This window comes from Chromatiaceae bacterium, from assembly GCA_024235395.1.
In the GTDB taxonomy this organism is placed as follows: Bacteria; Pseudomonadota; Gammaproteobacteria; order Chromatiales; family Chromatiaceae; genus Thiosocius.
This window is the reverse complement of sequence record JACKMK010000001.1, coordinates 510,704-536,824: the sequence shown is the minus strand read 5'-3', so window position 1 is coordinate 536,824 and position 26,121 is coordinate 510,704. Positions and strand designations below refer to the sequence as shown.

Annotated in this window: 25 protein-coding genes; 16 read left to right on the top strand and 9 right to left on the bottom strand. The window is 62.5% G+C overall.

Annotation, left to right across the window (positions count from 1 at the left end; translation table 11 throughout):
* Window positions 1–52: 52 nt before the first annotated feature.
* Window positions 53–1,828, top strand: coding sequence for a chloride channel protein (locus H6955_02480; protein ID MCP5312393.1), 1,776 nt, complete (start codon window positions 53–55; stop codon window positions 1,826–1,828).
* A gap of 5 nt (window positions 1,829–1,833) precedes the next feature.
* Here the strand turns inward: H6955_02480 and moaB are convergent, their stop codons facing one another.
* Together moaB and H6955_02470 are read right to left on the bottom strand one after the other, a co-directional pair.
* Window positions 1,834–2,355, bottom strand: a complete 522-nt coding sequence (gene moaB / locus H6955_02475) for a molybdenum cofactor biosynthesis protein B (GenBank protein ID MCP5312392.1) — start codon at window positions 2,353–2,355, stop codon at window positions 1,834–1,836.
* 74 nt (window positions 2,356–2,429) lie between these two features.
* Entirely contained in the window at window positions 2,430–2,669 is a 240-nt protein-coding gene (locus tag H6955_02470) for a HypC/HybG/HupF family hydrogenase formation chaperone (GenBank protein ID MCP5312391.1), read from the bottom strand.
* A gap of 53 nt (window positions 2,670–2,722) precedes the next feature.
* Between H6955_02470 and H6955_02465 the strand changes: the two genes are divergently transcribed.
* The 6 genes from H6955_02465 to H6955_02440 all read left to right on the top strand — a co-directional run bounded on the left by H6955_02465 (window position 2,723) and on the right by H6955_02440 (window position 8,584).
* Complete coding sequence (locus H6955_02465; protein MCP5312390.1) at window positions 2,723–3,187, top strand: HyaD/HybD family hydrogenase maturation endopeptidase; 465 nt, start codon at window positions 2,723–2,725, stop codon at window positions 3,185–3,187.
* A 102-nt stretch (window positions 3,188–3,289) separates the two neighbouring features.
* A complete protein-coding gene (locus tag H6955_02460; GenBank protein ID MCP5312389.1) occupies window positions 3,290–3,733 on the top strand; it encodes a hydrogenase expression/formation protein in 444 nt (147 codons plus the stop codon).
* Window positions 3,730–4,794, top strand: a complete 1,065-nt coding sequence (locus H6955_02455) for a hydrogenase small subunit (GenBank protein MCP5312388.1) — start codon at window positions 3,730–3,732, stop codon at window positions 4,792–4,794. Before H6955_02460 ends, H6955_02455 begins: the two co-directional genes overlap by 4 nt.
* Entirely contained in the window at window positions 4,791–5,444 is a 654-nt protein-coding gene (locus H6955_02450) for a nitrate reductase (protein MCP5312387.1), read from the top strand. Before H6955_02455 ends, H6955_02450 begins: the two co-directional genes overlap by 4 nt.
* Window positions 5,441–6,778 carry a (Fe-S)-binding protein gene (locus tag H6955_02445; protein ID MCP5312386.1) on the top strand — a complete coding sequence of 446 codons (1,338 nt, stop codon included), beginning with the start codon at window positions 5,441–5,443 and terminating at the stop codon, window positions 6,776–6,778. Before H6955_02450 ends, H6955_02445 begins: the two co-directional genes overlap by 4 nt.
* A 63-nt stretch (window positions 6,779–6,841) precedes the next feature.
* Window positions 6,842–8,584, top strand: coding sequence for a nickel-dependent hydrogenase large subunit (locus H6955_02440; protein ID MCP5312385.1), 1,743 nt, complete (start codon window positions 6,842–6,844; stop codon window positions 8,582–8,584).
* A 118-nt stretch (window positions 8,585–8,702) separates the two neighbouring features.
* On the opposite strand, the gene H6955_02435 is transcribed toward H6955_02440, so the two are convergent.
* From H6955_02435 to cadA, 7 genes are all read right to left on the bottom strand, one after another.
* Entirely contained in the window at window positions 8,703–9,974 is a 1,272-nt protein-coding gene (locus H6955_02435) for an FAD-dependent oxidoreductase (protein MCP5312384.1), read from the bottom strand.
* Between the two features lie 17 nt (window positions 9,975–9,991).
* Window positions 9,992–10,573 carry a c-type cytochrome gene (locus H6955_02430; protein MCP5312383.1) on the bottom strand — a complete coding sequence of 194 codons (582 nt, stop codon included), beginning with the start codon at window positions 10,571–10,573 and terminating at the stop codon, window positions 9,992–9,994.
* 77 nt (window positions 10,574–10,650) lie between these two features.
* Window positions 10,651–11,379 carry a cytochrome c4 gene (locus H6955_02425; GenBank protein ID MCP5312382.1) on the bottom strand — a complete coding sequence of 243 codons (729 nt, stop codon included), beginning with the start codon at window positions 11,377–11,379 and terminating at the stop codon, window positions 10,651–10,653.
* Window positions 11,380–11,381: 2 nt separating this feature from the next.
* Window positions 11,382–13,001, bottom strand: a complete 1,620-nt coding sequence (locus H6955_02420) for a b(o/a)3-type cytochrome-c oxidase subunit 1 (protein MCP5312381.1) — start codon at window positions 12,999–13,001, stop codon at window positions 11,382–11,384.
* A 35-nt stretch (window positions 13,002–13,036) separates the two neighbouring features.
* A complete protein-coding gene (locus H6955_02415) occupies window positions 13,037–13,519 on the bottom strand; it encodes a cytochrome c oxidase subunit II (GenBank protein MCP5312380.1) in 483 nt (160 codons plus the stop codon).
* A 16-nt stretch (window positions 13,520–13,535) separates the two neighbouring features.
* A complete protein-coding gene (locus H6955_02410; protein MCP5312379.1) occupies window positions 13,536–13,688 on the bottom strand; it encodes a hypothetical protein in 153 nt (50 codons plus the stop codon).
* 270 nt (window positions 13,689–13,958) lie between these two features.
* Complete coding sequence (cadA, locus tag H6955_02405) at window positions 13,959–16,424, bottom strand: cadmium-translocating P-type ATPase (protein MCP5312378.1); 2,466 nt, start codon at window positions 16,422–16,424, stop codon at window positions 13,959–13,961.
* A 121-nt stretch (window positions 16,425–16,545) separates the two neighbouring features.
* On the opposite strand from cadA, the gene H6955_02400 reads away from it, so the two are divergent.
* The 9 genes from H6955_02400 to pnp all read left to right on the top strand — a co-directional run bounded on the left by H6955_02400 (window position 16,546) and on the right by pnp (window position 26,073).
* Window positions 16,546–17,040 carry a DUF302 domain-containing protein gene (locus H6955_02400; GenBank protein MCP5312377.1) on the top strand — a complete coding sequence of 165 codons (495 nt, stop codon included), beginning with the start codon at window positions 16,546–16,548 and terminating at the stop codon, window positions 17,038–17,040.
* Window positions 17,041–17,087: 47 nt separating this feature from the next.
* Window positions 17,088–17,414, top strand: a complete 327-nt coding sequence (locus tag H6955_02395) for an SEL1-like repeat protein (GenBank protein ID MCP5312376.1) — start codon at window positions 17,088–17,090, stop codon at window positions 17,412–17,414.
* A gap of 253 nt (window positions 17,415–17,667) precedes the next feature.
* The gene (gene rimP, locus H6955_02390) at window positions 17,668–18,126 is read left to right on the top strand and encodes a ribosome maturation factor RimP (GenBank protein MCP5312375.1); all 459 of its coding nucleotides are present in this window, start codon (window positions 17,668–17,670) and stop codon (window positions 18,124–18,126) included.
* A gap of 15 nt (window positions 18,127–18,141) precedes the next feature.
* Window positions 18,142–19,644, top strand: coding sequence for a transcription termination/antitermination protein NusA (gene nusA, locus H6955_02385; GenBank protein ID MCP5312374.1), 1,503 nt, complete (start codon window positions 18,142–18,144; stop codon window positions 19,642–19,644).
* Window positions 19,645–19,659: 15 nt separating this feature from the next.
* Complete coding sequence (gene infB, locus H6955_02380; protein ID MCP5312373.1) at window positions 19,660–22,227, top strand: translation initiation factor IF-2; 2,568 nt, start codon at window positions 19,660–19,662, stop codon at window positions 22,225–22,227.
* Window positions 22,228–22,253: 26 nt separating this feature from the next.
* A complete protein-coding gene (rbfA, locus tag H6955_02375) occupies window positions 22,254–22,616 on the top strand; it encodes a 30S ribosome-binding factor RbfA (GenBank protein MCP5312372.1) in 363 nt (120 codons plus the stop codon).
* A 2-nt stretch (window positions 22,617–22,618) separates the two neighbouring features.
* Window positions 22,619–23,536, top strand: coding sequence for a tRNA pseudouridine(55) synthase TruB (truB, locus tag H6955_02370; GenBank protein ID MCP5312371.1), 918 nt, complete (start codon window positions 22,619–22,621; stop codon window positions 23,534–23,536).
* A 137-nt stretch (window positions 23,537–23,673) separates the two neighbouring features.
* Window positions 23,674–23,943: a 30S ribosomal protein S15 gene (rpsO, locus tag H6955_02365; protein MCP5312370.1), complete on the top strand. Its 270-nt coding sequence runs from the start codon at window positions 23,674–23,676 to the stop codon at window positions 23,941–23,943.
* Between the two features lie 33 nt (window positions 23,944–23,976).
* Entirely contained in the window at window positions 23,977–26,073 is a 2,097-nt protein-coding gene (pnp, locus tag H6955_02360; protein ID MCP5312369.1) for a polyribonucleotide nucleotidyltransferase, read from the top strand.
* Window positions 26,074–26,121: the final 48 nt, after the last annotated feature.

Here is a 26,121-nt window from a genome sequence, read left to right as displayed (position 1 = left end):
TCGCGTGCGGAAATTGGCGAATTGCGCTGACCCATCAACGAAATAGGCGACCATGATTGGACCGCATCTAGACAGATTTCGCAGGGCATGGAGTGAACGCCTGGACGAGACCCGCATCCGGCTTGCTCGGCCTGATGCGCTGCTGCCATTGGCAGGGCTGGGTCTGTTTACCGGGTTGATCGCCGGCGGGGTGATCGTATTGTTCCGCTTGTTTGTCGAAGGTACTCAGGACGCGCTGTTGCCCGGCGATGGGCCGGAGAACTACGAAGCGTTGCCGCTGGCGGCACGTATCGTCTTTCCGGTTGTGGCGGCGCTGCTGCTGGCAGCAATGTTTCGATGGTTCGCAGCGGGCATCCAGGTGCTTGGTGTCGCGCGTGTCATGGAACGCATGGCCTACCACCAGGGGCGATGTACCGTTCGTGCCTTTCTCTTGCAGTTTTTCGGTGCTGCGCTCGCGATCATCGGCGGGCATTCGGTGGGACGCGAGGGGCCGCACATCTTCCTCGGGGCATCGTCGGGCAGTCTGCTCGGTCAGAGCCTGGAGCTACCGAACAATGTGATCCGCGCACTGGTCGGCTGCGGTACTGCAGCCGGCATCGCCGCCTCGTTCAATACCCCTCTGGCTGGCGTCATATTTGCGCTCGAGGTGGTGATGATGGAATACACCGTGGCCAGCTTTATCCCGGTGATCCTGGCCGCGGTCAGCGCAACCACGCTGTCCAATATGGTGCTTGGTGACCGGGCGTCGTTCGTTGTGCCGGTGATGCAGATGCAGTCGCTGACCGAGTTGTTGCTGGTGCTGTTTCTGGGCGTCGCTGCCGGTGCGGTATCCGCGGTATTCATCCAGGCGGTGCAGTCGGTGGCCGCGCGTGGCCGATCCTTGGCGATCGAGTGGAGGATGCTGCTGGCGGGTGGCATGGTCGGCGGGGTTGCGCTCTTCCTGCCCGGCGTGATGGGTATTGGCTATGACTCGGTCGACCTGGCGCTGCATGGCGAGATCGCCCTGGGCCTGTTGTTCGCGTTGCTCGTGGGCAAGGTCCTTGCCACCTCGCTGTGTATCGGGCTGGGCGTTCCCGGTGGCGTGATCGGACCGACCCTGTTCATCGGTGCGATGCTCGGTGCGCTGGTCGCGGAACTGGCTGCGTTGGGGTCATTCGGTATGGAGAGCAAGGTCGGTTTCTTTGCGCTGTTGGGGATGGGCGCGATGATGTCCGGCAGTCTGCAGGCGCCGCTTGCCGCACTCACGGCGATGCTCGAACTGACCGACAACCCGGCGATCATCATGCCCGGTATGCTTGCAGTGGTGGTCGCGGGGATCACTGCCAGCGAGGCCTTTGGCAAAGACTCCCTGTTTCTCACGATGCTGCGCGCCGGCGGTCTGGACTACTCGGCGAGTCCGCTATCGCAGGCGCTGCGCAGGATTGGCGTCGCGAGTGTGATGGAGCGTGCCTTCCTGCGGGTCGATGGCGTCGTGTCGGTCGAAGAGGCGCGCGACGCGCTGCGTGCCGGGCCGGTATTCCTGGTCGTCGACCAGGCACCGGGGCAGCAGGTGGTGATGCCGGCGGCGGACCTTGCGCGGCGCCTGGACGCCGCGGATCCGGCGGGCGCTGCCGCAGCGGAAGCCGATCCGATCGATCTCGCCGAGATACCGGGCACCCGTTTGCAGGCGGCGGTGATCGAACTGCATGCGAACCTGCACGAGGCACGCAAGCAGTTCGAAGACAGTGGTGCCGAAGTCCTCCTCGTGCGGCGCATGACCGCCCCCGGTATCCATCGGATCTACGGGGTGCTGACGTGTGAGTCGATCGACAAGGCCTATCGTCGCTGACGCATTCAGCGCTCCAGCAGGCGCGGCATCAGTTCGACCAGATTGCAGGGCCGGGTCCGGTAGTCGAGCTGTTGTGCGATCAACTTGGTCCATCCGTCCTTGCATGCCCCGGTGGATCCGGGCAGACAGAATACGAATGTACCGTTCGCGACGCCGGCCAGCGCGCGCGACTGCAACGTCGAGGTTCCGATCGTCTCGTACGAAAGTACCCGGAACATCTCTCCGAATCCGTCGATCACCTTGTCCAGCAGCGGGGCGACCGCTTCCGGCGTGCCGTCGCGCCCGGTGATTCCGGTGCCGCCGGTGGTGATCACCGTCTGCACCGCGTCATCCGCGATCCAGCGCGAGACCGCCGCGCGGATCTGGTACACGTCGTCGGCGACGATACATTGCTCGTGCACCTTATGGCCCGCTTCGCCGACCAGGCGGTGCAACATGCCGCCGGATTTGTCGTCAGCCGCCGTGCGGGTGTCGGAGACCGTCATCAATGCAATGTTGAGGGGTAGGAACTGGCGCTCGTCGCTCATTTTTCGCCTTTGGGCTATGGTTTTGCGTTTGCACAGGGTGGCTACCCGAACGGGCACCTTACCGGGACCTGGATTCAGCGGGGCGGTGTACCGTCCAGGGCGAGCATTTCGTCGTAGACTTCCCAGGCCGCGGCAGCGTCTTCGGCAGACACCTTCTGGATCGCGTAGCCAAGGTGCACGATGACGAAGTCGCCAGACTGCAGCGGTTCGTGCTGCAGCATGAACAGACTCACGTCGCGTTCGACACCTTTGGCCGCGCAATGCGCGGTGAAGCCGTCGACCTGTATGATTTCCATTGGGATGCCAAGACACATATTGGCTACTTTAACCGCATTGAGCGGTCTGGTTAAGCGGCGGAGAGCGGACATTGCGAACCACCCTGATTCTTGGGATCGGGAATAATCTCCTGACCGACGAGGGCTTCGGTGTCCACGTCGTGCAGCACCTAGCGCGGTTCCACGCGAGCGAACAGGGCGTGACCTACCTCGATGGCGGCACCTTGAGTTTCACGCTTGCCGAGGCGATTGCCGAACACGACAACCTGGTCGTCGTCGACGCCGCGCGTTTCGGCGAGCCGGCCGGCACGCTTCGCCGCCTCGAGGGTGACGCGATGGATCGCTACCTGACCGGCAGCCGCGCCAGCGTCCACGAGGTGGGGCTGATGGACCTGTTCGATATCGCCCGTCTGACCGAGACCTTTCCGCGCCACCGCGCACTGATCGGCGTCGAACCCGAGTCGCTCGGTTGGGGTGACGCGCCGAGTCCGGTGGTCGCCGCGCAGGTGGCGCCGGCGGCGCAGATGGCGCTGGCGCTGGCACTTCGCTGGCGCTGACGACAGATTCACCCAATAAAGTCGCACGGTTTGACCCAGGTCATAACGGGATGGCGTTCATCGTTTAAATTGGAATGACCAAATTGGAAAAAGCGGACTGGCATGGGTGGTCTGGATTCGATCCCGGTTAGGGTCGAGGGCGGTGCGGACGTCGGATACGCGACCGACAATCTGCGTCCCGTGCTGCTGCAGGTTGAGCAGGCGCTTTCCGACCTGATCGAGCGCGGCGAACCGACGATCATCGATCTGGCCGCGATGCCTTTCAGCGAGCAGGATGAGCGCCAGTTGCGCGAACAATTGGGTACCGGGGAGGTCAGCGCCCGGTTGGAGGCATTAGGACCCACGCTGATCCAGGAAACCGGGTATTCGGGTGTCTGGCTGGTCGAGCACCAGGATGCGCAACAGCGGCGCCTGACCCTGCACATCGAGATCGCGATGATTCCAGAGATACTCCAGACTCCGCGCGACGACCTGAGCGACGCGTTGGCCGCATTGCGCCGCGCCCACCCGAACGATTCAGACGCCCCAAGAGAGGATGCCCAATGAGTGAGCAAACGACGCTTGCCGAGCGCCTGCGCGAACGCGGCGTGTCACGGCGCGGCTTCATGAAATTCTGTGCCGCCACCGCCTCGATGATGGCCCTGCCACCGATGATGATCCCGCGGATCGCGGCGGCCCTCGAGCAGGCCAGACGGCCCTCGGTGATCTGGTTGTCGTTTCAGGAATGTACCGGTTGTACCGAGTCGCTGACGCGCAGCCATGCGCCGACGATCGAAGGGCTGATCTTCGACCACATCTCCCTGGATTACCATCACACCCTGCAGGCCGCCGCCGGTGAAGCCGCCGAACAGGCCCGCGAGGCGGCGATGCACGAAAACCAGGGTAAGTACCTGCTGGTGGTCGACGGTTCCATTCCGCTGAAAGACGACGGGATCTATTCGACGATCGCCGGCATCACCAACCTGGCGATGCTCAAAGAGGTCGCGGCCGGTGCAGCGGCGATCGTCTCGGTCGGGACCTGCGCCGCGTTCGGTGGCCTGCCGATGGCGGCCCCCAATCCGACGGGGGCTGCATCGGTCGCCGAGATCATCGGCGACAAGCCGATCGTGAACGTCCCCGGTTGTCCTCCGATGCCCACGGTGATCACCGGCGTACTTGCGCACTACCTGACCTTCGGGCGCCTGCCCGAGCTCGACGCACTGAATCGGCCGAAGGTGTTTTACGGTCAGTCCATCCACGACCGCTGCTATCGACGGCCGTTCTACGAGCGCGGTGAATTTGCCGAGACGTTCGACGACGAAGGCGCTCGCAAGGGCTGGTGTCTGTTCAAGCTGGGCTGTAAGGGCCCGGTGACCTACAACGCCTGCGCGACCGCGAAATGGAACGAGGGAACCAGTTTCCCGATAGGCTCCGGACATGGCTGCATAGGGTGTTCCGAACCGGCGTTCTGGGACAGGGGAGGCTTCTACGATGCCCTGTCGAAGGGGACATACGGATCCGCCGAGGGTATCGCACTCGCGGCCGGCGTCGGTGCGGCCGTCGGCATCGCGGCGGCGATGGGATCTCGGGCACGTCAGGCCAAGGCCGATCGTAAGGAGGAGGTATGACCCTACTCGATTTCGCACGTGGACCGGGGCTTCAATGGGCCCTGATCATCTTCGCCGCCGGTAGCCTGTGGCGACTGGTGGGCGCATTGTTGCTTCGTCGCGAGAAGGACCTGTCGACGCCGCGCTCCGAGGCGACCGTGGCGGGAGGCGTGCGTACCGTCTTCACGCGCATGCTTCCGCGCCGGGAGTTCCATTCCACGACCATGTACGCGGTGGTGCTGGGCTACGTGATGCACATCGGTCTTGCGATCGTCGTGTTTCTGTTCACTCCGCACATCCTGTTCATCGACAGCTTGTTCGGGATCTCGTGGCCCGGTATCTCCAATGACTTCGTGATGTTCGCCGGGGCGGTGACCATGGCGGCGTTGGTGGCACAGCTGGTGCGACGTATGACCAACCCCGTGCTGAAGGTACTCAGCAATGTCGATGACTACCTGAGTTGGTTGATCACCCTGTTGCCGGTGCTTACCGGGATGATGGCGTACGCGCACGTCGGGGGTCCCTATCAGACCGTTCTGGCTATCCATATCCTGACCGTCGAACTGCTGCTCGTCTGGCTGCCGTTCGGCAAGCTGTTCCACGCGATCTGGTGGGTGCCATCGCGTTTCCAGGTCGGTGCAACACTGCAGCGCAGGGGGATCAAGGCATGAGCATCAATATGGAGGTGTTCAAGCAGTTCGCCGAGATGCTGCCGCATCTCGGTGACAACGCCCAGCCGCCCCAGATGACCGACCAGGAGCGGGTAAGCGTCGCCAAGGAGACGTTCATCCGCAAACTGGATGGTCGCATGGCGGTCGATCTGGAGGCCTGCATCCATTGCGGGCATTGTGCGTCGGCCTGCCACTACTTTGTGTCGACCGAGGATCCCAAATACATACCGATTCGCAAGCTCGATTTGCTCAAGCGTGTGTATCGTCGGGAACTGTCTCCGTTGCGCTGGTTGCACCGGCTGTACACCGATGACATTACGGTCGCGGACCTGCACAAGTGGCAGGAACTCGTATACGACAGCTGTACGGAATGTGGTCGTTGCACGATGGTCTGCCCGATGGGGATCCATATCGCGGGGATGGTCAACGTGATGCGCCAGGGCATGGCAAATGCCGGCATAATTCCGCCGGAACTGATGGCCATGGAACAGGAGCAGGGCAACAACGAATCGCTGTTCGGCGTCGGTCCGCAGCAGATGCGCGATGCCATCGCCAAATTGCAGCAGTCCGGTCTGGACATACCACTCGACAAGGACGAGGCGGATGTGCTCGTCACGACCAGCGTGATCGACATCATCCTGTTCACCGACGGATTGATTGCCACCACAAAGATCATGAATCATCTGGGCGTGAAGTGGACTTTGCGTTCCGACGGCTACGAAGCGGCGAACTTCGGCTTGCTTTCCGGTTATGAGCGCGTCCAGAAAGAGGCATCGGAACGCATCATCAGGGCGGCCAAGGCCTGCGGCGCACGGACTGTGCTGATTCCGGAGTGTGGTCACGCCTATCCGTCGATGCGTTGGGAGGCGGCCAATGAACATGGCAGCAAACTGCCGTTCGAGGTGCTGTCGATCTCCGAGTATCTCGGGCGCGAGATCAAATCCGGGCGGTTGAAACTGAACAAGCTCGACCGCAGTCGCAAGGTTACCTACCACGACCCCTGCAAGATCGGTCGACACTCAGGCGTGATCGACGAACCCCGTTGGGTGCTGGATGCTCTTGGCGTCGATTTCCGGGAAGTCGAATCCGGGAAGGAACTGAATTGGTGCTGCGGGGGGGGTGCGGGCGTGTTCCTGATCAACAGTGCCGCCGATCTTCGCCAGAAAGCCTTTCAGATCAAGATAGGGCAGGTCGAAAAGACCGGTGCCGACTCGGTCGTGACCGCCTGTGGCAGCTGCCGGCTGAATTTCCTCAACGGCAAGATGCGCTCCGGCTGGGACAAGGGAATCGAGTCGCTGGTCGAGATGGTCGCCGAAGCATTGCCGACGCAGTGAGCGAAGGGGCGTTGTTGGACGAAACCAATCTTACTGCCGACCGATTAACCAAGGGTAATGAACATGACTGAACGCGTTGTCGTCGATCCAATCACCCGCATCGAAGGGCATCTGCGCATCGAAGCGCAGATGAATGGCGGTCAGATCGAGTCCGCTTATTCGTCCGGCACCATGGTGCGCGGCATAGAAATCATCATGCGCGGGCGTGATCCACGCGATGCCTGGGCCTTCACGCAGCGTATCTGCGGCGTGTGCACCCTGGTGCACGGGGTTGCCTCAGTCCGCGCGGTCGAGGATGCGCTGAACTACGAGATTCCGGCGAATGCCCAACTGATCCGCAACCTGATGATCGCGGCGCAATACGTGCACGATCACGTGATGCATTTCTATCATCTGCACGCGCTGGACTGGGTCGATGTCGTCTCGGCGTTGAGTGCCGATCCGAAGGCCACGGCCGAACTCGCGCAGAGCCTGTCGAACTGGCCCAAGGCTTCCGCGGGTTATTTCGCCGATATGCAGAAACGGCTCAAGGCGTTTGTCGATGCCGGTCAGTTGGGGATCTTTGCGAAGGCCTACTGGGGACACCCGGCCTACAAACTGCCCGCCGAGGCCAATCTGATGGCGGTTGCCCACTATCTCGAAGCACTCGAATGGCAGCGCGACGTGGTCAAATTGCACGCCGTCTTCGGTGGTAAGAATCCGCACCCGATGTTCCTCGTCGGTGGCACGCCGAACCCGATCGACCTCGAGTCGGATTCCGCGATCAATGCCGAGAAACTCGCGCTGGTGCAGTCGGTGATCGACCGGATGCGCACCTTTGTGGACCAGGTCTATGTGCCCGACACCATTGCCGTCGCCGGGTTCTACAAGGACTGGTTTTTCCGCGGTGAAGGATTGGGTAACTTCCTGGTGTTCGGCGATTTCCCATCCGCCGAGCCGGGCACCAATCTGCGCGACCCGATGAGTTGGTGGATCCCGCCGGGTGCGATACTGGATCGCAACCTCAGCGAGGTGCACGAGGTCGATATGCGCGCGGATGCGGAGATCCAGGAGTTCGTCTCGCACAGCTGGTACGAATACGAGGACGGCAAGGATGCAGGCCTGCACCCGTGGAAAGGCGAGACAAAATTCGATTACCAGGGGCGTGGTGGACCCGAAGCGCCATACAAGCAGTTGAACGTCGAAGACGGTTACTCGTGGCTCAAGTCGCCGCGCTGGAAGGGCAAGCCCATGGAGGTCGGCCCGCTGGCCCGCGTGTTGGTGCTGTACGCGAAGGGTCACGATGCAACCCGCGAACTGGTCGACTCGACACTCGCCACCCTGGGTGCGGACAAGCGTGCCCTGTTCTCGACCCTTGGCCGTACGGCGGCCAGGACGCTCGAGACCAAACTGATCGCCGATCAGATGCAGGGGTGGATGGATACCCTGATCGCGAACATCAAGGCGGGCAACACCCGTACCTTCAACGAAAAGCTTTGGGAGCCCTCCAGTTGGCCCAGCGAGGCGAAAGGGGTCGGCTTCATGGAGGCGCCGCGCGGCGGTCTGGCGCATTACATCGTCATCAAGGACGAGAAGATCGACAACTACCAGGCGGTCGTGCCTTCAACCTGGAATGCGGGCCCGCGCGACGCGCAAAACCAGGCGGGCGCGTATGAAGCGGCGCTGCAGGACAACCACGAACTGTACGATCCCAAGCAGCCGGTCGAGATCCTGCGGACCATCCATAGCTTCGATCCCTGCATCGCCTGCGCGGTGCATCTGACCGACGAAAACGGCGACGAGATGTTGCAGGTCAAGGTTCGCTGACCCCGGTGTCGCCATCGGGGGAGGCGCCGGACCGCTTCTACCCCGGGGGCGTTCACAAACTGCCAGTCAGCAAAAAGGGCCCCGAAGGGCCCTTTATCTGGTCTTGCGCCGATGTGGCTCAGCCCCAGCTGTCGTTCTTGATGTTTTCGAACCAGCTGTAGGCGTAGTTGACCTCGCGGGCGCGCATCTCCGGGCTGCTGTCCTGCGACGTCAGGCCACCGGAGCCTTCGACCCCGTTCAGTTTGCCGTCCTTCAGGTCATAGACCTTGGCGACCGAGATCGCGTCGTTCGGACCGACCACCGAGTAGCAGGTATTGACCAACGCCGGTTCGCCCGGCTCGCGGCCGTTCAGCATGTCGACGACCGCCGCCGCACAGACCTTGGCCTCCGAGTTCGCCGCGTAGGCCGACTTCGGCAGCGGTGCGGCGACCGAAGCGTCACCGACCACGTGGATACCCTTGTGGATCGTGGATTCGAAGGTACGACCGTCGATCGGGCACCAGCCGCTTTCATTGGTCAGGCCTGCCTTGATAGCAATCGCGCCGGCCTTCTGTGCCGGGATCACGTTGGCCACGGCCACCTTGTGTGCGGTGTCGCCTGCGAACATCGTGTTGCTCGCCGCATCCACGCGCGTAATGGCGCCGCCCTCGGATGCACCGACCCACTCGATGATGCCCTTGTGGTGACGTTCGAACGCCTGCTTGAACAGCCCCATCTTCGAGAACTTGTCTTTGGCGTCGAAGATCATCAGCTTGGACTTGGGTTTGTGCGCACGCAGGTACATCGCGATCTGGCAGGCGCGCTCGTACGGCCCCGGAGGACAGCGGAACGGGTTCGGCGGCGCGGCAATCGCCACGACACCGCCATCCGGCATCGCCTCGAGCTGCTTGCGCAGGATGACCGTCTGTTCGCCGGCCTTCCAGGCATGCGGCATGGTCTTCATCGCGGCCTCGTCGTAGCCCTCGATGTTGTTGCCGAACGAGATGCCCGGGCCGACGATGCAGCGGTCGTACGCGAAGGTCTTGCCGCCGGCGGTCTTGACCATTTTGCCGGCCGCATCGATGTCGGTGACGGTGTCGTGAACGACAGTGATCCCGTGACCCTTCAGACCGTCATAGGTGACCTTGATCGACTCCATCTTGCGATGGCCGGACAACACCTCGTTGCTCAGGAAGCAGGTGTAGTACTCGGTGTTCGGCTCGATCAGCGTGACTTCCACCGACGAGTCGGCCATGCGGATGTACTTGGCAGCGGTGGCGCCACTGACGCCGCCGCCGACCACGACGACCTTCTTGCTGGCCGCACCGACGATGGCCGGGAAGCCAAGGGAGCTGGCAGCGACCGCGCCGCCGGTAACCTGGAGAAACTTTCTACGAGTGAAATGTGCCATTGTTGTCGTCCCCCCGATTACTGCTGGCTTGCGAAATAGTTCAGCACGGCTTCGATCTCAGCGTCACTGAGCTTCTCGACCTGCTTCTTCATCTTTTTCGGCATTTCGCGGTGATCGCCCTGGAAATCCGCCATCGAGTACTGGAGATACGGCAGCCATTGGCCCGCCAGGATGCCCGCATCGTCGCTCGGCAGCGCGCCATTTTCGTCATGACACTTCGCGCAGCCCTTGTCGTAGACTTCCGCACCGGCCTTGGCCTTGGCGGCGTCGTACATGGTCTTGGCCTTGTAGACCGGCAGGCCGGCGAAATAACCCGCCATCGACTCGATCTGGGCATCGCTGTAGCCCTTCGCGATGCGGTCCATGATCGTCGCAGCACGGGTGCCCTCTTTGAAGCCCTTCATCGAGTCGATGAAGTAGCTCTCGGAGATGCCCGCCAGGTTGGGCGAGGCAGGGCCAACGCTCTGGCCCTCGGTGCCATGGCATCCGGCACAGGTGTTCGCCATCATGATGGCGCTCGGGTCGGCCACCACCAGCGTGGTGGCGCCCATAAAGACAGAGCCGATCAGCGCGGCAAGCGCTTTTTTCTTACAGCCCATAATTCCTCCTGGTTCTCTTCTGGATGGAAGGGTATGGAAAACGGCCCGGTTACTGCCGGGCCGGGTTGTTTTTCTGGTCAGTCTGCTTTGGCCTGTTGTTGGCCACCGCTGCCTTGTTCGTTGCCTAGTCTAGCGTAATAAACCGCCAGTTCGTCGATTTCTTCTCGCGTAAGGGACTTCGCTATGATCCGCATCCGGCCGTAGATATCGTTGGTGCGTTTGTCTTTCGCGTAGTCCTTCATTGTCTCGACGAAATATTTCACATTCTGACCTGCAATCGACGGGACATCAATAATCGCGCCCTGTCCACGACGGCCATGGCATGCGGCGCAGGGTTGGATAAGCCGGGTTTTGTCGCCTCGGAACACCAGTTCCACGGTCTGCTCGCTGACCGTTTCGTCCGCATCGACCTCGACCTGGGGCAGCGGTTGCTCGGCGAACCAGGCCGCCAGGCCGGCCAGCTGCTCGTCGCTGAGGCGCTCGACGGCCTCGTTCATGCGCCGGTTCTCGCGCGTCCCGTCCTTGTAGTCCTTCAATTGTTTGAAGGTGTACGCAGCGACCTGGCCAGCCAGCGTCGGGTGCTTGTCCCGGTCCGGTTCGGCCCCCCCCTTGCCATGGCAGTCGGTGCATGCATTGACGTCCTCGGTCTCTACGGTTTCGAGTTCGGCGCCTACTGCCGGATCGCCGCTGCGCATCAATTTGTGTGTCTCGACGGTCCAGGCCACGTTCGAAGAGGGTGCCGCCTGCGCCCCGGCGAACGGCATCAGGCAGGCCGTGAGCAGCAGCAGAGTTTGGTTCTTGGTCATGTTCAGTACCCCCATGGCAGCGAACCGTGCGTGTCCAGTATCAGGAACTGCAGAACCGGATAGCCGTAGGCGATGACCATCCACACGGCGACGATGCCGTTCCACAGAGCAAACCCGTTCATCGATCGCGGTACATGCAATGGCGGGTGCACAGCCTCGGCCCAGTCGTCGTCGCTGATGTCCTCGACCTTGCGGCTGAAGTGCGACATCAACAGGTTGATCATGAACAGGACGGATGAGAACACCAGGATAGCGCCACCGACGATCATCGCGAACTCGTGAGGTCCCCATTGGGCGACCAGCGGCGAGTCATAGGGAGTCGACGAGATACGGCGTGGCTGGCCCAGGATGCCCAAGGCATGCCACGGCGTGGTGAGCACGATCATGCCGATGCCCCACAGCCAAAGCTGAATCACCGCAAGGCCCCGCATGGCGAGTTTTCGTCCCGTCAGCTTCGGCCACAGGTGGTAAGCCACCGCGAGGTACATGATCACCGTGGTGCCGGCGAAGATCAGATGGAAATGCCCGGTAACCCATTGGGTGTTGTGTACCAGGGAGTTCATCTGGTAACTCGCGTTGATCATGCCGCCCCAGCCACCGGCGATCAGCATCGCCAGTGCGAGCATACCGGCGACTACCATCGGCTCCCGCCAGTCGAGCGCGAAGATCCAGTTGAACAAGCCTTTTCCGCCACGCAGCCGGCCGGCGATCTCCAATGACGCCAGTACCGTGAATCCGGTCAGCAGCGTGGGGACTGCAACTGCAAAGGTGCCGAGCATGTGCAGGAACTTGAACCCGGCGGCCTGCTGAGGATCCATGTAAAGGTGATGGAATCCGATCGGGACACTGATCACCATCAACATGATGAATGCGACACGCCCCATCTCGTCACTGAAAAGACGTCCACCGGCGATTTTCGGCAGTATCGTGTACATGGCGATGTAGGCCGGAAACAGCCAGAAATACACGATGGCGTGCAGCGTCCACGAAAACAGCGTGCGTGCCAGGCCGGGGTCCACCGTATCCATCAGACCGAGCGACCAGGGGATCAGCTGGAACAGCATCTCGAGGGCGACGCCGGCACTGGTCCACAGCCACATGATCGCATTTGCCGTCGTTCCATACATCGCCAGTGGCACGACTTCGCCGGGATGGTCGCGCTTCCACCCGATGACCGACATGATCATCTCCAGGCACCAGACCCAGGAGCCGACCACCAACAGCGTCGCACCGATGTAGAACATCGGATCGGCTTTGAGTGGTGGGTAGAAGGTGTACAGCACCGATGCCTTGCCGGTCAGCAGCGGGATCGCTGCGAGCACTGTGCCACCCAGCGACACGAGGAAGGCGAGCCACGCAAGTCCCTTGTTCCACAGAGGACGCTTCAGCGTACTGGTCGCGGTGTAGTAACCGAAGCCCATGATGAAAAACGTGGTCAACACGAACCCCATCAACACGCCATGCGTCGAGACCGACGCAAAATACAACTCGTGAGATTCGATCTCCGGAAAGAGGCCGCTTCGATTGGCGACCTGGTAAAGGCCCAAGACGCAGGCGACGAAGAACGCGGCGAAAGCGACCCAGAGATTCGCGAGCGCCACCGATTTGGATTTGTCGTACATGTTTGTTTGTCTCCAACCCGAGTAGTCAGACGCGATCAGCCCTTGGCCACCACCTTGAGTTTCGACCACATGTAGTCGTGGCCGAGTCCGCAGTATTCGTTGCACAGGAACTGTGCCTCACCCTCGCGCCGAAACTGGGTGGTGAGTTCGGATACGTACCCGGGTACGACCATGGTGCTCATGTTGGTGAACGGGACATGGACCCCGTGCAGCACATCCGGCGTGGTGATGCGGAAGGTGACCGGGGTGTTGACCGGTACCTCGATCATCTGCGGATAAAAGGAGTAACGCGCCGCGATCATCCGTACTGTTATCGAGCCGTCGTCATTCCTGGTGACTCCCAGGTTGTCTTCAGCGAACTCACCCGAAAGATGCAATGTCTTCGGATCGATGGTCTCGACATTGCTCGGCGGGTGCAGGTTCAGCATCACCGCCGCATAGGTCATGGATCCGATCATGACCACGGTGATGAACCCGATGACGTACATCCATTTCTTTTCCAGCGGATCGATATGCATCTTGCAGTTCCCTCCGTCAGGCTACCGGCCCGTGAGACATGAACAGGCCGAAAAAGAAATACAGCCAGCCGAGCAACATGGCGATGCCGATCGCCAGGATCACCGCCCAGGTCCCGCGCGGCGGGGACTCGAGGATGCGTCGCTGTTCGTCTTCCGACATCTCTGACATGGGTAAGCCTCCAAATGAGTGGATAACAGGCGCCCGGTCGCCGGGCCGGCACGCTAGGGGTCGAGTTAACGGATCAAGGCGGTTTACGCTTGTTTTTGTCATTGTCCCGCCGAGCGTGACAAAAGATATCTTCACAGACACCGTTTGCCTAGTGGGAAATGGTGTATAAGTTATTGGCTATAAATAAACATTGATGCAGGTTAGGGAGGCGCGGCGGGTATGGCGGCGGGTGTTCGCGACGAAAAGATCGACGCCACGGTGCCACCTCGATCAGTGTCTTAGACGCAACGCGTTCAACACGACGACCAGGGAGCTCAACGACATGCCGATAGCGGCACCCCACGGAGGGATCAGGCCCAGCGCGGCCGCCGGTACCGCGAGCGTGTTGTAGGACGCGGCCCAAACGAGGTTCTGGCGTATGACGCTGCGGGTGCTGGTTGCAGAGCGGCGTACCTCGCCGATCGCGCGCGGGTCGTCGCCCAGCAACAGCAGTCCGCTGTGCACCTGGGCGAGGTCTGTCGCGTGCGCGAATGAAAGCGATACGTCGGCGGCTGCCAGGGTCGGGGCATCGTTGATGCCGTCGCCGACCATCGCGACCCGTGTGCCGTCTGCCTGATGCGCGTGAATCCATGCGAGCTTGTCGAGGGGCGTGCAGTCACCGAGGATTTCGTCAAAGGAGAACTGTTCGGCGAACCGGGTCGTGCTGGCCTGGCTGTCTCCGCTCAGCAACGCGATGTGCCGCACCCCCTGGGCGCGCAGATCCGCGACGAGCTGCCCGATGCCGGGGCGGGGGCGGTCGACCAGGGTGAACAGCGCACCGCTGCCTGCTGCGTTCGCCAGTGCAACGACCATCTGACCGCCGCGACGTTTCTCTTCGATGACCTCGGCAACGGCGCGGTGGCGGTCGTCGTTCAGTGCGAATTGCGGTTTACCGATGCGCCAGAACTGGTCGTCGACCCGTCCCTCCACGCCCTCGCCAACGACGACGCGCAGTCCCCCGACCCTCTTGTCCGGCGTGCCGTCGTGCAAGGCGCGTAGCGCCCTGCCGACCGGGTGTTCGGAATCGGCTTCGAGCGCCTGGGCGATCTGTCGGGCGGTCGTTTCGTCGGTGTCTCCAAACGGCTCGACACGAGTGACTTCGAGTCGCCCGAGGGTCAGGGTCCCGGTCTTGTCGAACGCCACGGTCTCGCAACGGGCGAAGTGTTCCAGTGCATCGCTGCGTACCGTCAGGACACCGCGGTCGGCGAGGCGGCCGACACCGATCGCGGCGGCGACCGGGGTGGCCAGGGCCAATGCGCACGGACAGGTGACGATCAGCACGGCAATGGTGTTGGGCATCGCCGCGGCAGGATCGATCAGCAGCCATGCCGTCGCGGTCAAGGTCGCGATGATCAGCACGCCGGCGACGAACCAGGCCGCCGCGCGCTGTGCTAGCACCGCGTAACGCGGTGCGTCGCGCAGGCCGTGCGCGAGCAGCCGGTGAATCTCGGCGACCGTCGATTCACGGCTGGGGCGCGCGATCTCGAGCACCACCGGCTGGTCGACGTTGCAGACGCCGGCGGCGACGGGGTCGCCTGGCTCGCGGATGACCGGCAGGGACTCTCCCGTCAACAGCGACTCGTCGAAGCTGCTGCGGCCTTCGCGAACATGGCTGTCGGTGGGCACCACCTCGCCCGGGCGGACCCGGACCCGGTCGCCGGGCACCAGTTCGGTGATCAATACCTCGTGCTCGCCGTCCGGATCGATCCGACGGGCGACGCGCGGCAGTATCCGGGCGACCCGGTCGAGGGCGTCCGCCGCACGCGTCTGACCGCGCAACTCGATGCGCCGGGCGAACAACACCAGGAAGACGAACATCGCGATCGAGTCGTAGTAGACCTCGCCGGATTGCGACCAGGTGGCGTGCAGACTGGCCAGATAGGCGAATCCGAGTCCCAGTACGATCGGTACATCCATGCCGAGACGCCGGTTGCGCAGATCGCGCCAGGCACCGATGAAAAATTCCTGGCCCGGGTAGGCGAGCAGCGTGGTCACGCCGAACAGGCTGGTCCAGCGACCAATGATCGTCCAGATCGACAGCTCGCCGGTTTCGTCGCCGAGGCCCATCACGTAGCCGGCGATGGCGAAGTTCATCACCATCATGCCGATGACGCCGGCGAAGATCAGGCGTTCCGTACTGCGGCGGTGCTGTTGCTCCTGCAATGCCTCGCGGCGCGCGGCGTCGTAGGGGTGTGCGATATAGCCGATGTCGAGGATGCTCTTGAGGATCTCGCTGAGCCGGATGCGCGCCGGATCCCAACGCACGCGCGCATGGTGGCTGGCGTGATCGATCTCCACCTCGAGCACGCCCTCCAGGCCGCGCAGTACCCGTTCGTTCAGCCACAGGCACGCTGCGCAACGGATGTTTTCCAGCAGCAGCGAGGCCTCGCGATACGCCGTGCGGTCGTGCACGAACGATTTCTGCACATCGGGGTGGTCGTAGAAGTGCAGCCTGCTGACGATGTCCGGCACCACATCGGCCGTGACAGCCGGTTCGCGGCGGTGGCGGTAGTAGTCCCCAAGCCCGGCGTCCACGATGCTGCGTGCGACCGCCAGGCAGCCGGGACAACAGAAGCTGCGCTGTCGACCCAGCACGTCCGCAGTCTGCGTGCCCCGTGCGGGTAGCGGCAGACCGCAGTGGAAACAGCCGTCATCTGCCGTGCGAGGCGATGCCGAATTGGCGGTGGAGCCCGTCAAGGTGCGCGGTGGCCTGGTTGTGGTATAAGCGTAGCGCCGGATTCTACGGCAATGTGCACGCCGGCAGTCTCATGGCCGCGTTGCACGGCCGGTCCACAACGATTCAACAGAGAGGTGCCCCATGAAGCAACTTCGAACCGCGATTGCAGTATGCGTACTGGCCGCCATCAGCATGGTCGGCAGCGCCGGCGCCGACCAGTCGGCGTCTGACACGGCGATGCCGCATATGCTGATCGAGGTGCCGAGCCCGCTGGGTTTCGAAGAGACGCTCGAGCGGCTCGAGGCGAATGCCAAGGATCTGCTGTGGAAGGTACCCAAGAAGTGGGGGGTCGATTTCCAGAAAAACCTGATGAACGTCACCGATGTGGATATCGGTCCGAACCGTGTGCTGAAGATGTGCGAGCCGTTCGCCGCGGTCAAGCTGCTGCAGAAGGATGAGTACAAGATGTTGACCGCGATGATGCCGTGCACCATCGCGGTGTACCAGAAGTCCGACGGCAAGACCTACGTCGCGATGATGAACCTTGCGCTGATGGGCAAGATGTACGGTGGCGACGTCGCGGTGATGGCCGACGAACTCGCGCCACAGATGCAGAAGATGCTCACGTTCGATTGAGCGGACCGGCAGTGCCGGCGGCGTTCCCTGAAGGATCCACGAAGGCGATGGCAAATCTGAGCGGACTCAATCTGTTGCGCAACGATCCGGTCGTTGCGGCGCGATTGATTGCCGAGGCCGAACGCGGCGACGTGGACGCCCAGTACGCTGCCGGACTGATCTATGCGGAAGGGCGTGGTGTCGAGCCGGACCCGGTGCAGGCCTATTACTGGCTGACCCGGGCAGTCGAACAGGGTGATGCCGATGCCGAAATTCTGCGCCGCTTCGTGGCGGCCGGGATGTCGGAGGACGAGTTTCGACAGGCGCGGCGTCTGGTCGAACTCGCCAAGTCGGCGGAGTCCGCCCCTGGGGGCGACGCGCGGACCCATCACTGACCGGGTGGGCCGCTTGGCCGACCGACCTCTAATATTTGACGGGAAATAGGGTTCTGTTAAACTTCGCGCGCTGCCCAGAAGCTCGATTGCGACTTGGCAGCGGCGGTTCGAACAGGGGCCGCGTCCTGAAAAACCCCGTAATTTGGGGTTTTTTTATCGTACAGCATCAGGCACCGAGGTGCCCGGCGCGACAGATTCAGGAATGGGCCGCAGGCCCATTTTTTGTTTTCGGGCCATTGCTCGAGTGGGGACTATGCACAAGGCGCCAGCGCATCTGACGGAACTGGTCCGTGGGGCGGTCGAAGTGCTGGGCTACGAGTTGGTCGGGGTCGAGTACCTGTCTCGTCCCAAGGCCGGTCACTTGTTGCGCGTCTATATCGACGGTGAGCAGGGTATCGGCCTGAAGGACTGCGAGAGGGTCAGTCATCAGGTCAGCGGTGTGCTCGACGTGGATGACCCGATCCGCGGCGAATATTCGCTGGAAGTGTCCTCTCCCGGCCTGGATCGCCCCCTGTTCGAGAGAGCGCATTTTGCGCGTTTCGCGGGTCATGTGGCCCGGGTGAAATTGAACGCGGCGTTGAACGGAAGAAGCAACTACAAGGGGACCATCCTCGAGGTCGATGGCGACGATGTGGTCCTGCAGGTGGAAGGAGATACGGTGCGGCTGCCGTTTGCACAGATCGCTGCAGCGCGGCTCGTACCCCAGTTCTAGGTGGAAGGCGGTGTGATGAACAAAGAAATCTTGCTCGTCGTGGACGCGGTGTCTAACGAAAAAGGCGTCGAGAAGGAGATTATCTTCGAGGCGATCGAGGCGGCATTGGCGTCGGCGACCCGCAAAAAGAACGGCGGTGAGATCGACGTCAGAGTGGCGATCGATCGCAAGACCGGCGACTACGAGACCTTCCGCCGCTGGCGCGTCGTGGATGATGCGGAAACCTCGGTGCTCGAAAACCCGATCACCGAGATCACGCTGTCTGCCGCTCGCGCGGAGGACCCGAACATCCAGGTCGACGGATTCATAGAAGACGAGATCGAATCGATATCTTTCGGCCGTATCGCTGCGCAGACCGCGAAGCAGGTGATCGTGCAGAAGGTACGCGAAGCCGAGCGGGCGAAGGTCGTCGAGGCCTACGAGGGGCGCGTCGGCGAACTGGTGACGGGTATCGTCAAGCGTGCAGACCGCGGCTCCATCCTGCTCGATTTGGGCAACAACGCCGAGGCACTGATCCCGAAGAGCGAAGTGATCCCGAAAGAAGCTGCGCGTGCGGGCGACCGTATGCGGGGTTATCTCTATGACGTCCGCTCGGAACAGCGCGGGCCCCAGTTGTTCGTCTCGCGAACGTCGCCGCACCTGCTGATCGAGTTGTTCCGGCTCGAGGTACCGGAGGTGGGTGACGGGCTGATCGAGATCATCGGTGCTGCGCGCGATGCGGGGCTGCGCGCCAAGATCGCGGTGCGTACGAACGATCCGCGCATCGACCCGGTCGGAGCCTGCGTCGGCATGCGTGGCTCCCGCGTGCAGGCGGTGTCGAACGAGCTCGCGGGCGAGCGCGTGGATATCATCCTCTGGGATGAAAATCCGGCGCAGTTCGTGATCAATGCGATGTCACCGGCGGACGTTACCTCGATCGTTGTCGACGAGGAGGCGCACAGCATGGACATCGCGGTCAAGGACGAGAACCTCTCGCAGGCCATCGGCCGTGGCGGGCAGAACGTGCGCCTTGCCAGTCAGTTGACTGGCTGGGAGCTGAACGTGATGAGTGAAGAACAGGCCGCCGAGAAGAGCGAGGCCGAGGCGCAGGGCTATATCAAGCACTTCATGGAGCAACTCGACGTCGACGAAGAGGTCGCTGCCATCCTGGTCCAGGAGGGGTTCACGAACATCGACGAGATCGCTTTCGTCGATGCCGCGGAGATGGCCTCCATCGAGGAGTTCGATCAGGACATCATCGAGGAACTGCGCAATCGTGCGAAAGATGCCGTCTTGACCCGTGCGATCGCGCGCGAAGAGTCCTTCGGTGATGTCGAGCCTGCCGAGGATCTGCTGACGATGGATGGTATGGATCGCCAGCTTGCATTCCAGCTCGCGTCGCGTGGCGTGGTCAGCATGGAAGACCTTGCGGAGCAGTCCATCGACGAGTTGATGGAAATCGACGGCATGGATGAACAGCGCGCCGGGGAACTGATCATGGCTGCGCGCGCACCCTGGTTTGAACAGAGTGCCGAATAATTAGGGGATCGAAGTATGAGCGAAGTCACGGTAAGCCAACTGGCGTCAGACGTTGGTATACCGGTAGACCGGTTGTTGAAGCAGCTGAGTGATGCCGGAATCTCCAAGCAGAGTGCGGAAGACATAATCACCGAGCAGGAAAAGGTGGGCCTGTTGAACCACCTGCGCCGCAGTCACGGCAAGCAGGAATCTGCAGGCGGTGCACGTCGTGTCGCGCTCAAGCGAAAGACCACCACGGAACTTCATCAACCGGCGGCCGGCCGGACCACTGCACGTTCCGCGACGGCGCGCGTGGCCAAGACGGTGAGTGTGGAGGTGCGACGCAAACGCGTGGTCGTGAAGCCGCCCGAGGACGACGGGGCAAAACAGGAAGCGCTGCTCCGCGAAGCCGAAGACGCCAAACGTGCGCTCGCTGAACAGGCCGAGCAGCGGCGTCTTCTCGAAGAGGAAACGGAAGCGCGGCGGCGTGCCGAAGAGGCGCGTAGGTCGGCTGAAGAGGAGGCGCGCCGCAAGACGGAGGAGACTCGCGTCGCGGCCGAGGAGGAATCGCGTCGGCAGGCCGAAGAGCAGGCGCGACAGGAAGCGCAACAGCGGGCACAGCAAGAGGCCGAGCAGCGCAAGGCCGCGGAAAAGCCCACGAAGAAGGGCAAGCGTTTCCGTGAGCAAACTGACGACAGCGCCGAGCGCGGCCGGCACGGGCGGCGGGAGTTGCACGTTGCGACCGCCAAACGCGGGCAGCGTACCGGAAAGGTGGGACGCAGGGTCGCGCGCGACGCCAGTGGCGATTCGCAGCATGCCTTTCAGCGCCCGACAGCACCGGTGATCAAAGAAGTCGCGGTGCCCGATACGATCTCGGTCGGCGATCTCGCGCAGCGCATGTCGGTCAAGGCCGGTGAACTGATCAAGACGTTGATGAAGATGGGCATGATGGTCACCATCAACCAGGTCCTCGACCAGGAGACCGCCATCCTGGTGGTCGAGGAAATGGGGCACACCGCGGTGGCCCAGAAAGACGAGGACGTCGAGGTCGAGATCCTGGCGGCCGCCGACGAGGAGCAGCAGCAGGGCGAACTGCTGCCGCGCGCGCCGGTCGTGACCATCATGGGTCACGTCGACCACGGAAAGACCTCCTTGCTCGACCATATTCGCCGCACGCGTGTGGCAGCGGGCGAGGCCGGAGGTATCACCCAGCACATCGGTGCTTACCACGTGGACACCGATCACGGGATGATTTCTTTCCTCGATACACCCGGCCACGCGGCTTTCTCCGCGATGCGCGCGCGTGGCGCGCAGGCGACCGACATCGTGATCCTGGTGGTGGCGGCGGACGACGGCGTGATGCCGCAGACCAAAGAGGCGATCCAGCACGCCCGCGCGGCCGGCGTGCCGATCGTCGTGGCGATCAACAAGATGGACAAGCCGGAGGCCAATCCCGACCGGGTCATGCAGGAACTGGTCGGCGAGGAGGTGGTGCCGGAGGAATGGGGTGGCGACACCCAGTTCGTCAAGGTGTCGGCAAAGAGCGGCGAAGGCATCGACCAGCTGCTCGAAGCAGTACTGCTGCAGTCTGAGGTGCTGGAGCTCAAAGCGGTTCACGATGGACTGGCGCGCGGCATCATTGTTGAATCGAGCCTCGACAAGGGACGCGGCCCGGTCGCCACCGTGCTGGTGCAGTCGGGCACGCTGAAGCGCGGCGATCCCGTCGTGGCCGGCGCCGAGTTCGGGCGCGTGCGCGCGATGTTCGACGAGAACGGCCGATCGGTGAAGGAGGCGGGGCCGTCCATCCCGGTGCAGGTGCTCGGTTTGTCCGCCGCACCGTCGGCAGGCGACGACCTGATCGCGCTGGCGGACGAACGCAAAGCGCGTGAAGTGGCCGAGTTGCGCCGCGTGCGCCACCGCGATTCGCGGCTCGCCGAACAGAAGGCCGCAAAGCTCGATCAGCTGTTCTCGCAGATGGCCGAAGGCGAGGTGGCGTATGTCAATCTCATCGTCAAGGCCGATGTGCAGGGCTCGGTGGAGGCGTTGCGTGAATCGCTGCTCAAGATCGAAACCCCCGAGGCGAAGGTGCGCGTAGTCGCTTCTGGCGTTGGCGGTATCACCGAATCGGATGCCAACCTCGCAGTCACGTCGAATGCCATCCTGATCGGCTTCAACGTGCGCGCCGATGCGAGCGCCCGCCGGGTTGTCGAGGAACACGGTCTGGATCTGCGTTACTACAGCATCATCTACGAGGTGATCGACGACGTTAAGAAAGCGATCTCGGGTCTGTTGTCGCCGGTCATCAAGGAAGAGATTGTCGGCCTGGCGGAAGTTCGGGACGTGTTCCGTTCGTCCAAGTTCGGCGCCATCGCCGGGTGCATGGTGGTCGAGGGTACTGTCAAGCGCCACAACCCGATCCGCGTATTGCGCGACAACGTGGTGGTCTACGAGGGTGAACTGGAGTCGCTGCGGCGCTTCAAGGACGACGTGAACGAGGTCAAGGCTGGCACCGAGTGCGGTATCGGCGTGAAGAACTACAACGACGTCAAGCCCGGCGATCAGATCGAGGTCTTCGAGCGCGTTGAAGTCGCGCGCGAGCTCTGAGTCTAGAGGTCTGGAGGCGCGTCGAGATGCACGAATTCGGGCGCGAAGAGCGTGTTGGCGCGGAGTTGCATCGTGAACTCGCGATGCTGTTGCGCGACGAGGCCAGGGACCCGCGGTTGTCCCGGGTGACGATCCAGGAGGTCCGCGCCGTGCGCGACCTTTCTCACGCCAAGGTATATTTCACCGTGTTGGATCCGGCACAGGCAAAAGCGACCGAGACCGCATTGAACAAGGCGGCGGCGTTCCTGCGCCGGCGTCTGGCGGAAACCATGAACCTGCGTACCGTGCCGCGTCTTTCGTTCGTCTACGACAAGTCGATCGAGACCGGCATGCGCCTGTCGTCGCTGATCGACCAGGCAGTTGCCAAAGACGAAGGACGCGGGGACTGATCGTGGGGCGTCGTGGGCGAGCCCGTGGTCGCGCGGTCAGCGGCATCCTGCTGCTCGACAAACCCCTGGGCCTGAGCTCCAACCATGCCTTGCAGCGCGTAAAGCGGTTGTTCGATGCGCGCAAGGCGGGGCATACGGGGAGCCTGGACCCGCTGGCCGACGGCATGCTGCCGATCTGCCTCGGCGACGCGACCAAGTTGTCGGCTTTCCTGCTGGATGCGGACAAACACTACGTATTCCGGGTTCGGCTGGGGCAGACGACGGCGACCGGTGATACCGAGGGCGAGATCGTCAAAGAGCGGCCCACGGACGGTGTCACGGTCGACGACATCAATCGCACCTTGCCGCGCTTCGTCGGCGAGATTCAACAGTTGCCGCCGATGTACTCCGCGCTGAAGCACCAGGGCAAGCGTTTGTACGAGTTGGCGCGTGAGGGGGTCGTCGTAGAGCGCCAACCGCGCACGGTGCATGTGCACGCGTTGACGCTGGGTACCGTGGAACTCCCCGAATTCGAATTGCGGGTTCATTGCTCGAAGGGAACCTATGTCCGGACCCTGGCCGAAGACATCGGCGAGGCGCTCGGCTGCGGCGCGCATGTCGTGGCACTGCGGCGAACCGGGGTCGGCCCCTACACGGATTACCCGATGTACACGATGGATGAGTTGGAGAGAGTCGCCGCCCAGGGCCAGTCGGCGCTGGACGCATTGCTGCTGCCGGTCGACACCGCCCTGGCCGACTGGCCGGAGGTGCGTGTGAGTGCCGATTCGGCGTTCTACCTCCGCCAGGGCCAGGCCGTGCTGGTGCCCAAGGCGCCGACCTCCGGGTGGGTGCGGATTTTTCATGGCGACCAGTTTCTGGCGCTGGGCGAGGTCCAGGACGACGGGCGTATCGCGCCGCGCCGGTTGATGACCGGTGGCTGACATCGGCGGCGAATTGAGAGAGAATATGCGGCCTTAATTTCACCGGCAGGCCCGATCGGTCTGCCGCTTATCACCGCCGAAGTCGCCTGGACTCATTGTTGGGGGCTTCAAGAAGGCATACTGACAGGAGAAATGTCATGGCAATGAGTGCAGAGCAGAAGCAGTCGATCATCAGCGAATACGGCAAAGACCCGAAAGACACGGGTTCCACGGAGGTGCAGGTCGCGCTGCTGAGCGCCCGCATCGCCGAATTGACGCCGCATTTCCAGACCCACAAGAAAGACCATCATTCCCGACAGGGTCTGGTGCGCCTGGTCAACCAGCGCCGCAAGCTTCTCGATTACCTCAAATCGAAGGACGTGGAACGCTACCGCGAGCTGATCAGCCGCCTCGGTTTGCGCCGCTGAGCGGCCCCCCGGTAACGATTTGAGGATTAACAAGTGAACGCGATCAAGAAAACGTTTCAGTACGGCGAACACACAGTAACGCTGGAAACCGGTGAAATCGCCCGCCAGGCGGACGCCGCAGTGATGATCAACATGGCGGACACTGTGGTGCTGGTCACCGTGGTTTACGACAAGAAACCGGACTCTGGTCGCGATTTCTTCCCTCTGACCGTCGATTACCAGGAGAAGACGTACGCCGCGGGTAAGATCCCGGGCGGATTCTTCCGTCGCGAGGGTCGTCCCTCGGAAAAAGAGATCCTGACCTCGCGACTCATCGACCGTCCCATCCGACCGCTTTTCCCGAAGAGCTTCATCTCCGAGACCCAGGTGATCTGCACCGTCAAGTCGCTGAATCCGAGGATCGATCCGGAGATCCCCTCGCTGATCGGCACCTCGGCAGCACTCGCGATCTCGGGGGCGCCGTTCCAGGGTCCGATCGGTGCTGCGCGTGTCGGTTACAAAGACGGCAATTACATCCTCAACGGGCCGACCGGCCTGAGCGACAACACCGACCTCGATCTCGTCGTCGCCGGCACCGAGAACGCCGTGCTGATGGTCGAATCGGAGGCGGACCAGCTTTCCGAAGAGGTCATGTTGGGCGCCGTGCTGTTCGGTCACGAGCAGATGCAGGTCGTCATCCAGGCGATCAAGGAGCTGGCGGCGGAGGTCAACAAGCCGGTTATTCAACTTCCCGAAGTGGCGGTCAACGAAGCACTCAAGGCGGCGGTGGAGAGCGCCTGTGGGGATGCGTTGCGCAACGCCTACACCATCGCAGACAAGATGGAGCGGTACGCGGCAGTGGATGCGGCGGTCGCGGCGGCGAAGGATCAGCTGTGTGCAGGCGAATCGCCGGAATTCGACGAAGCCGAAGTGGCCGGTGCGATCGAGAAACTGAAGAAGGCCACGGTGCGTGGTCGGATTATCGCGGGCGAGCCGCGCATAGACGGTCGCGACAACAAGACGGTGCGACCGATCTACATCCGCACCGGCGTGCTGCCGCGGACCCACGGGTCCGCACTGTTCACCCGCGGCGAGACGCAGGCGCTGGTCGTCACGACACTGGGCACCGAGCGTGATTCGCAGATCATCGATGCGCTGGAAGGTGAGCGCAAAGAAGGGTTCATGCTGCACTACAATTTCCCGCCGTTCTGCGTCGGTGAGCTTGGCCGCGTCGGCAGTCCCAAGCGGCGTGAGATCGGCCATGGACGGTTGGCGAAGCGCGGCGTGCTCGCGTGCATGCCCGATATGAGTGAGTTCCCCTATTCGATCCGCGTCGTATCGGAGATCACGGAGTCGAACGGTTCGTCGTCGATGGCATCGGTCTGCGGCACGAGCCTCTCGCTGATGGACGCGGGCGTGCCGGTCAAGTCGCCGGTCGCCGGTGTCGCGATGGGCTTGATCAAGGAAGGCGATCAGTTCGCTGTCTTGACCGACATCCTGGGCGATGAAGACCACCTCGGCGATATGGATTTCAAGGTTGCCGGCACCGTGAACGGCGTGAATGCGCTGCAGATGGACATCAAGATCGACGGCATCACCCGAGAGATCATGGAGATCGCGCTGGCTCAGGCCAAGGATGGGCGTATGCACATCCTCGAGGAGATGAACAAGGCGATCAATGCGCCGCGTGCACAGATGTCCGAGCATGCACCGCGCATCATTTCGTTCAAGATCAATCCCGACAAGATCCGCGACGTCATCGGCAAGGGTGGCGTTACGATCCGCTCGATCACCGAGGAAACCGGTGCGACCGTCGACATCAGCGACGATGGTACGGTGAAGATCTTCTCGGTCGACAAGAGTGCGGGTGACGAGGCGCGCAAACGCGTTGAGTTGATCACCGCCGACGTCGAGGTCGGAAAGGTGTACGAAGGCCGTGTCGCCCGCCTGATGGACTTCGGCGCGTTCGTCACGATCCTGCCGGGCAAGGATGGTCTCGTGCACATCAGCCAGATTTCCGACGAGCGTGTCGAGAAGGTCAGCGACAAGCTGAACGAGGGAGACACGATCAAGGTCAAGGTGCTCGAGGTCGACAAGCAGGGGCGCATCCGCCTGAGCATGAAGGCGGTCAACGAAGAGGCCGAGGCCTGATTCGCCCCGGTCTGTGCAGACAGGAAAAAAGGGCCCTCGGGCCCTTTT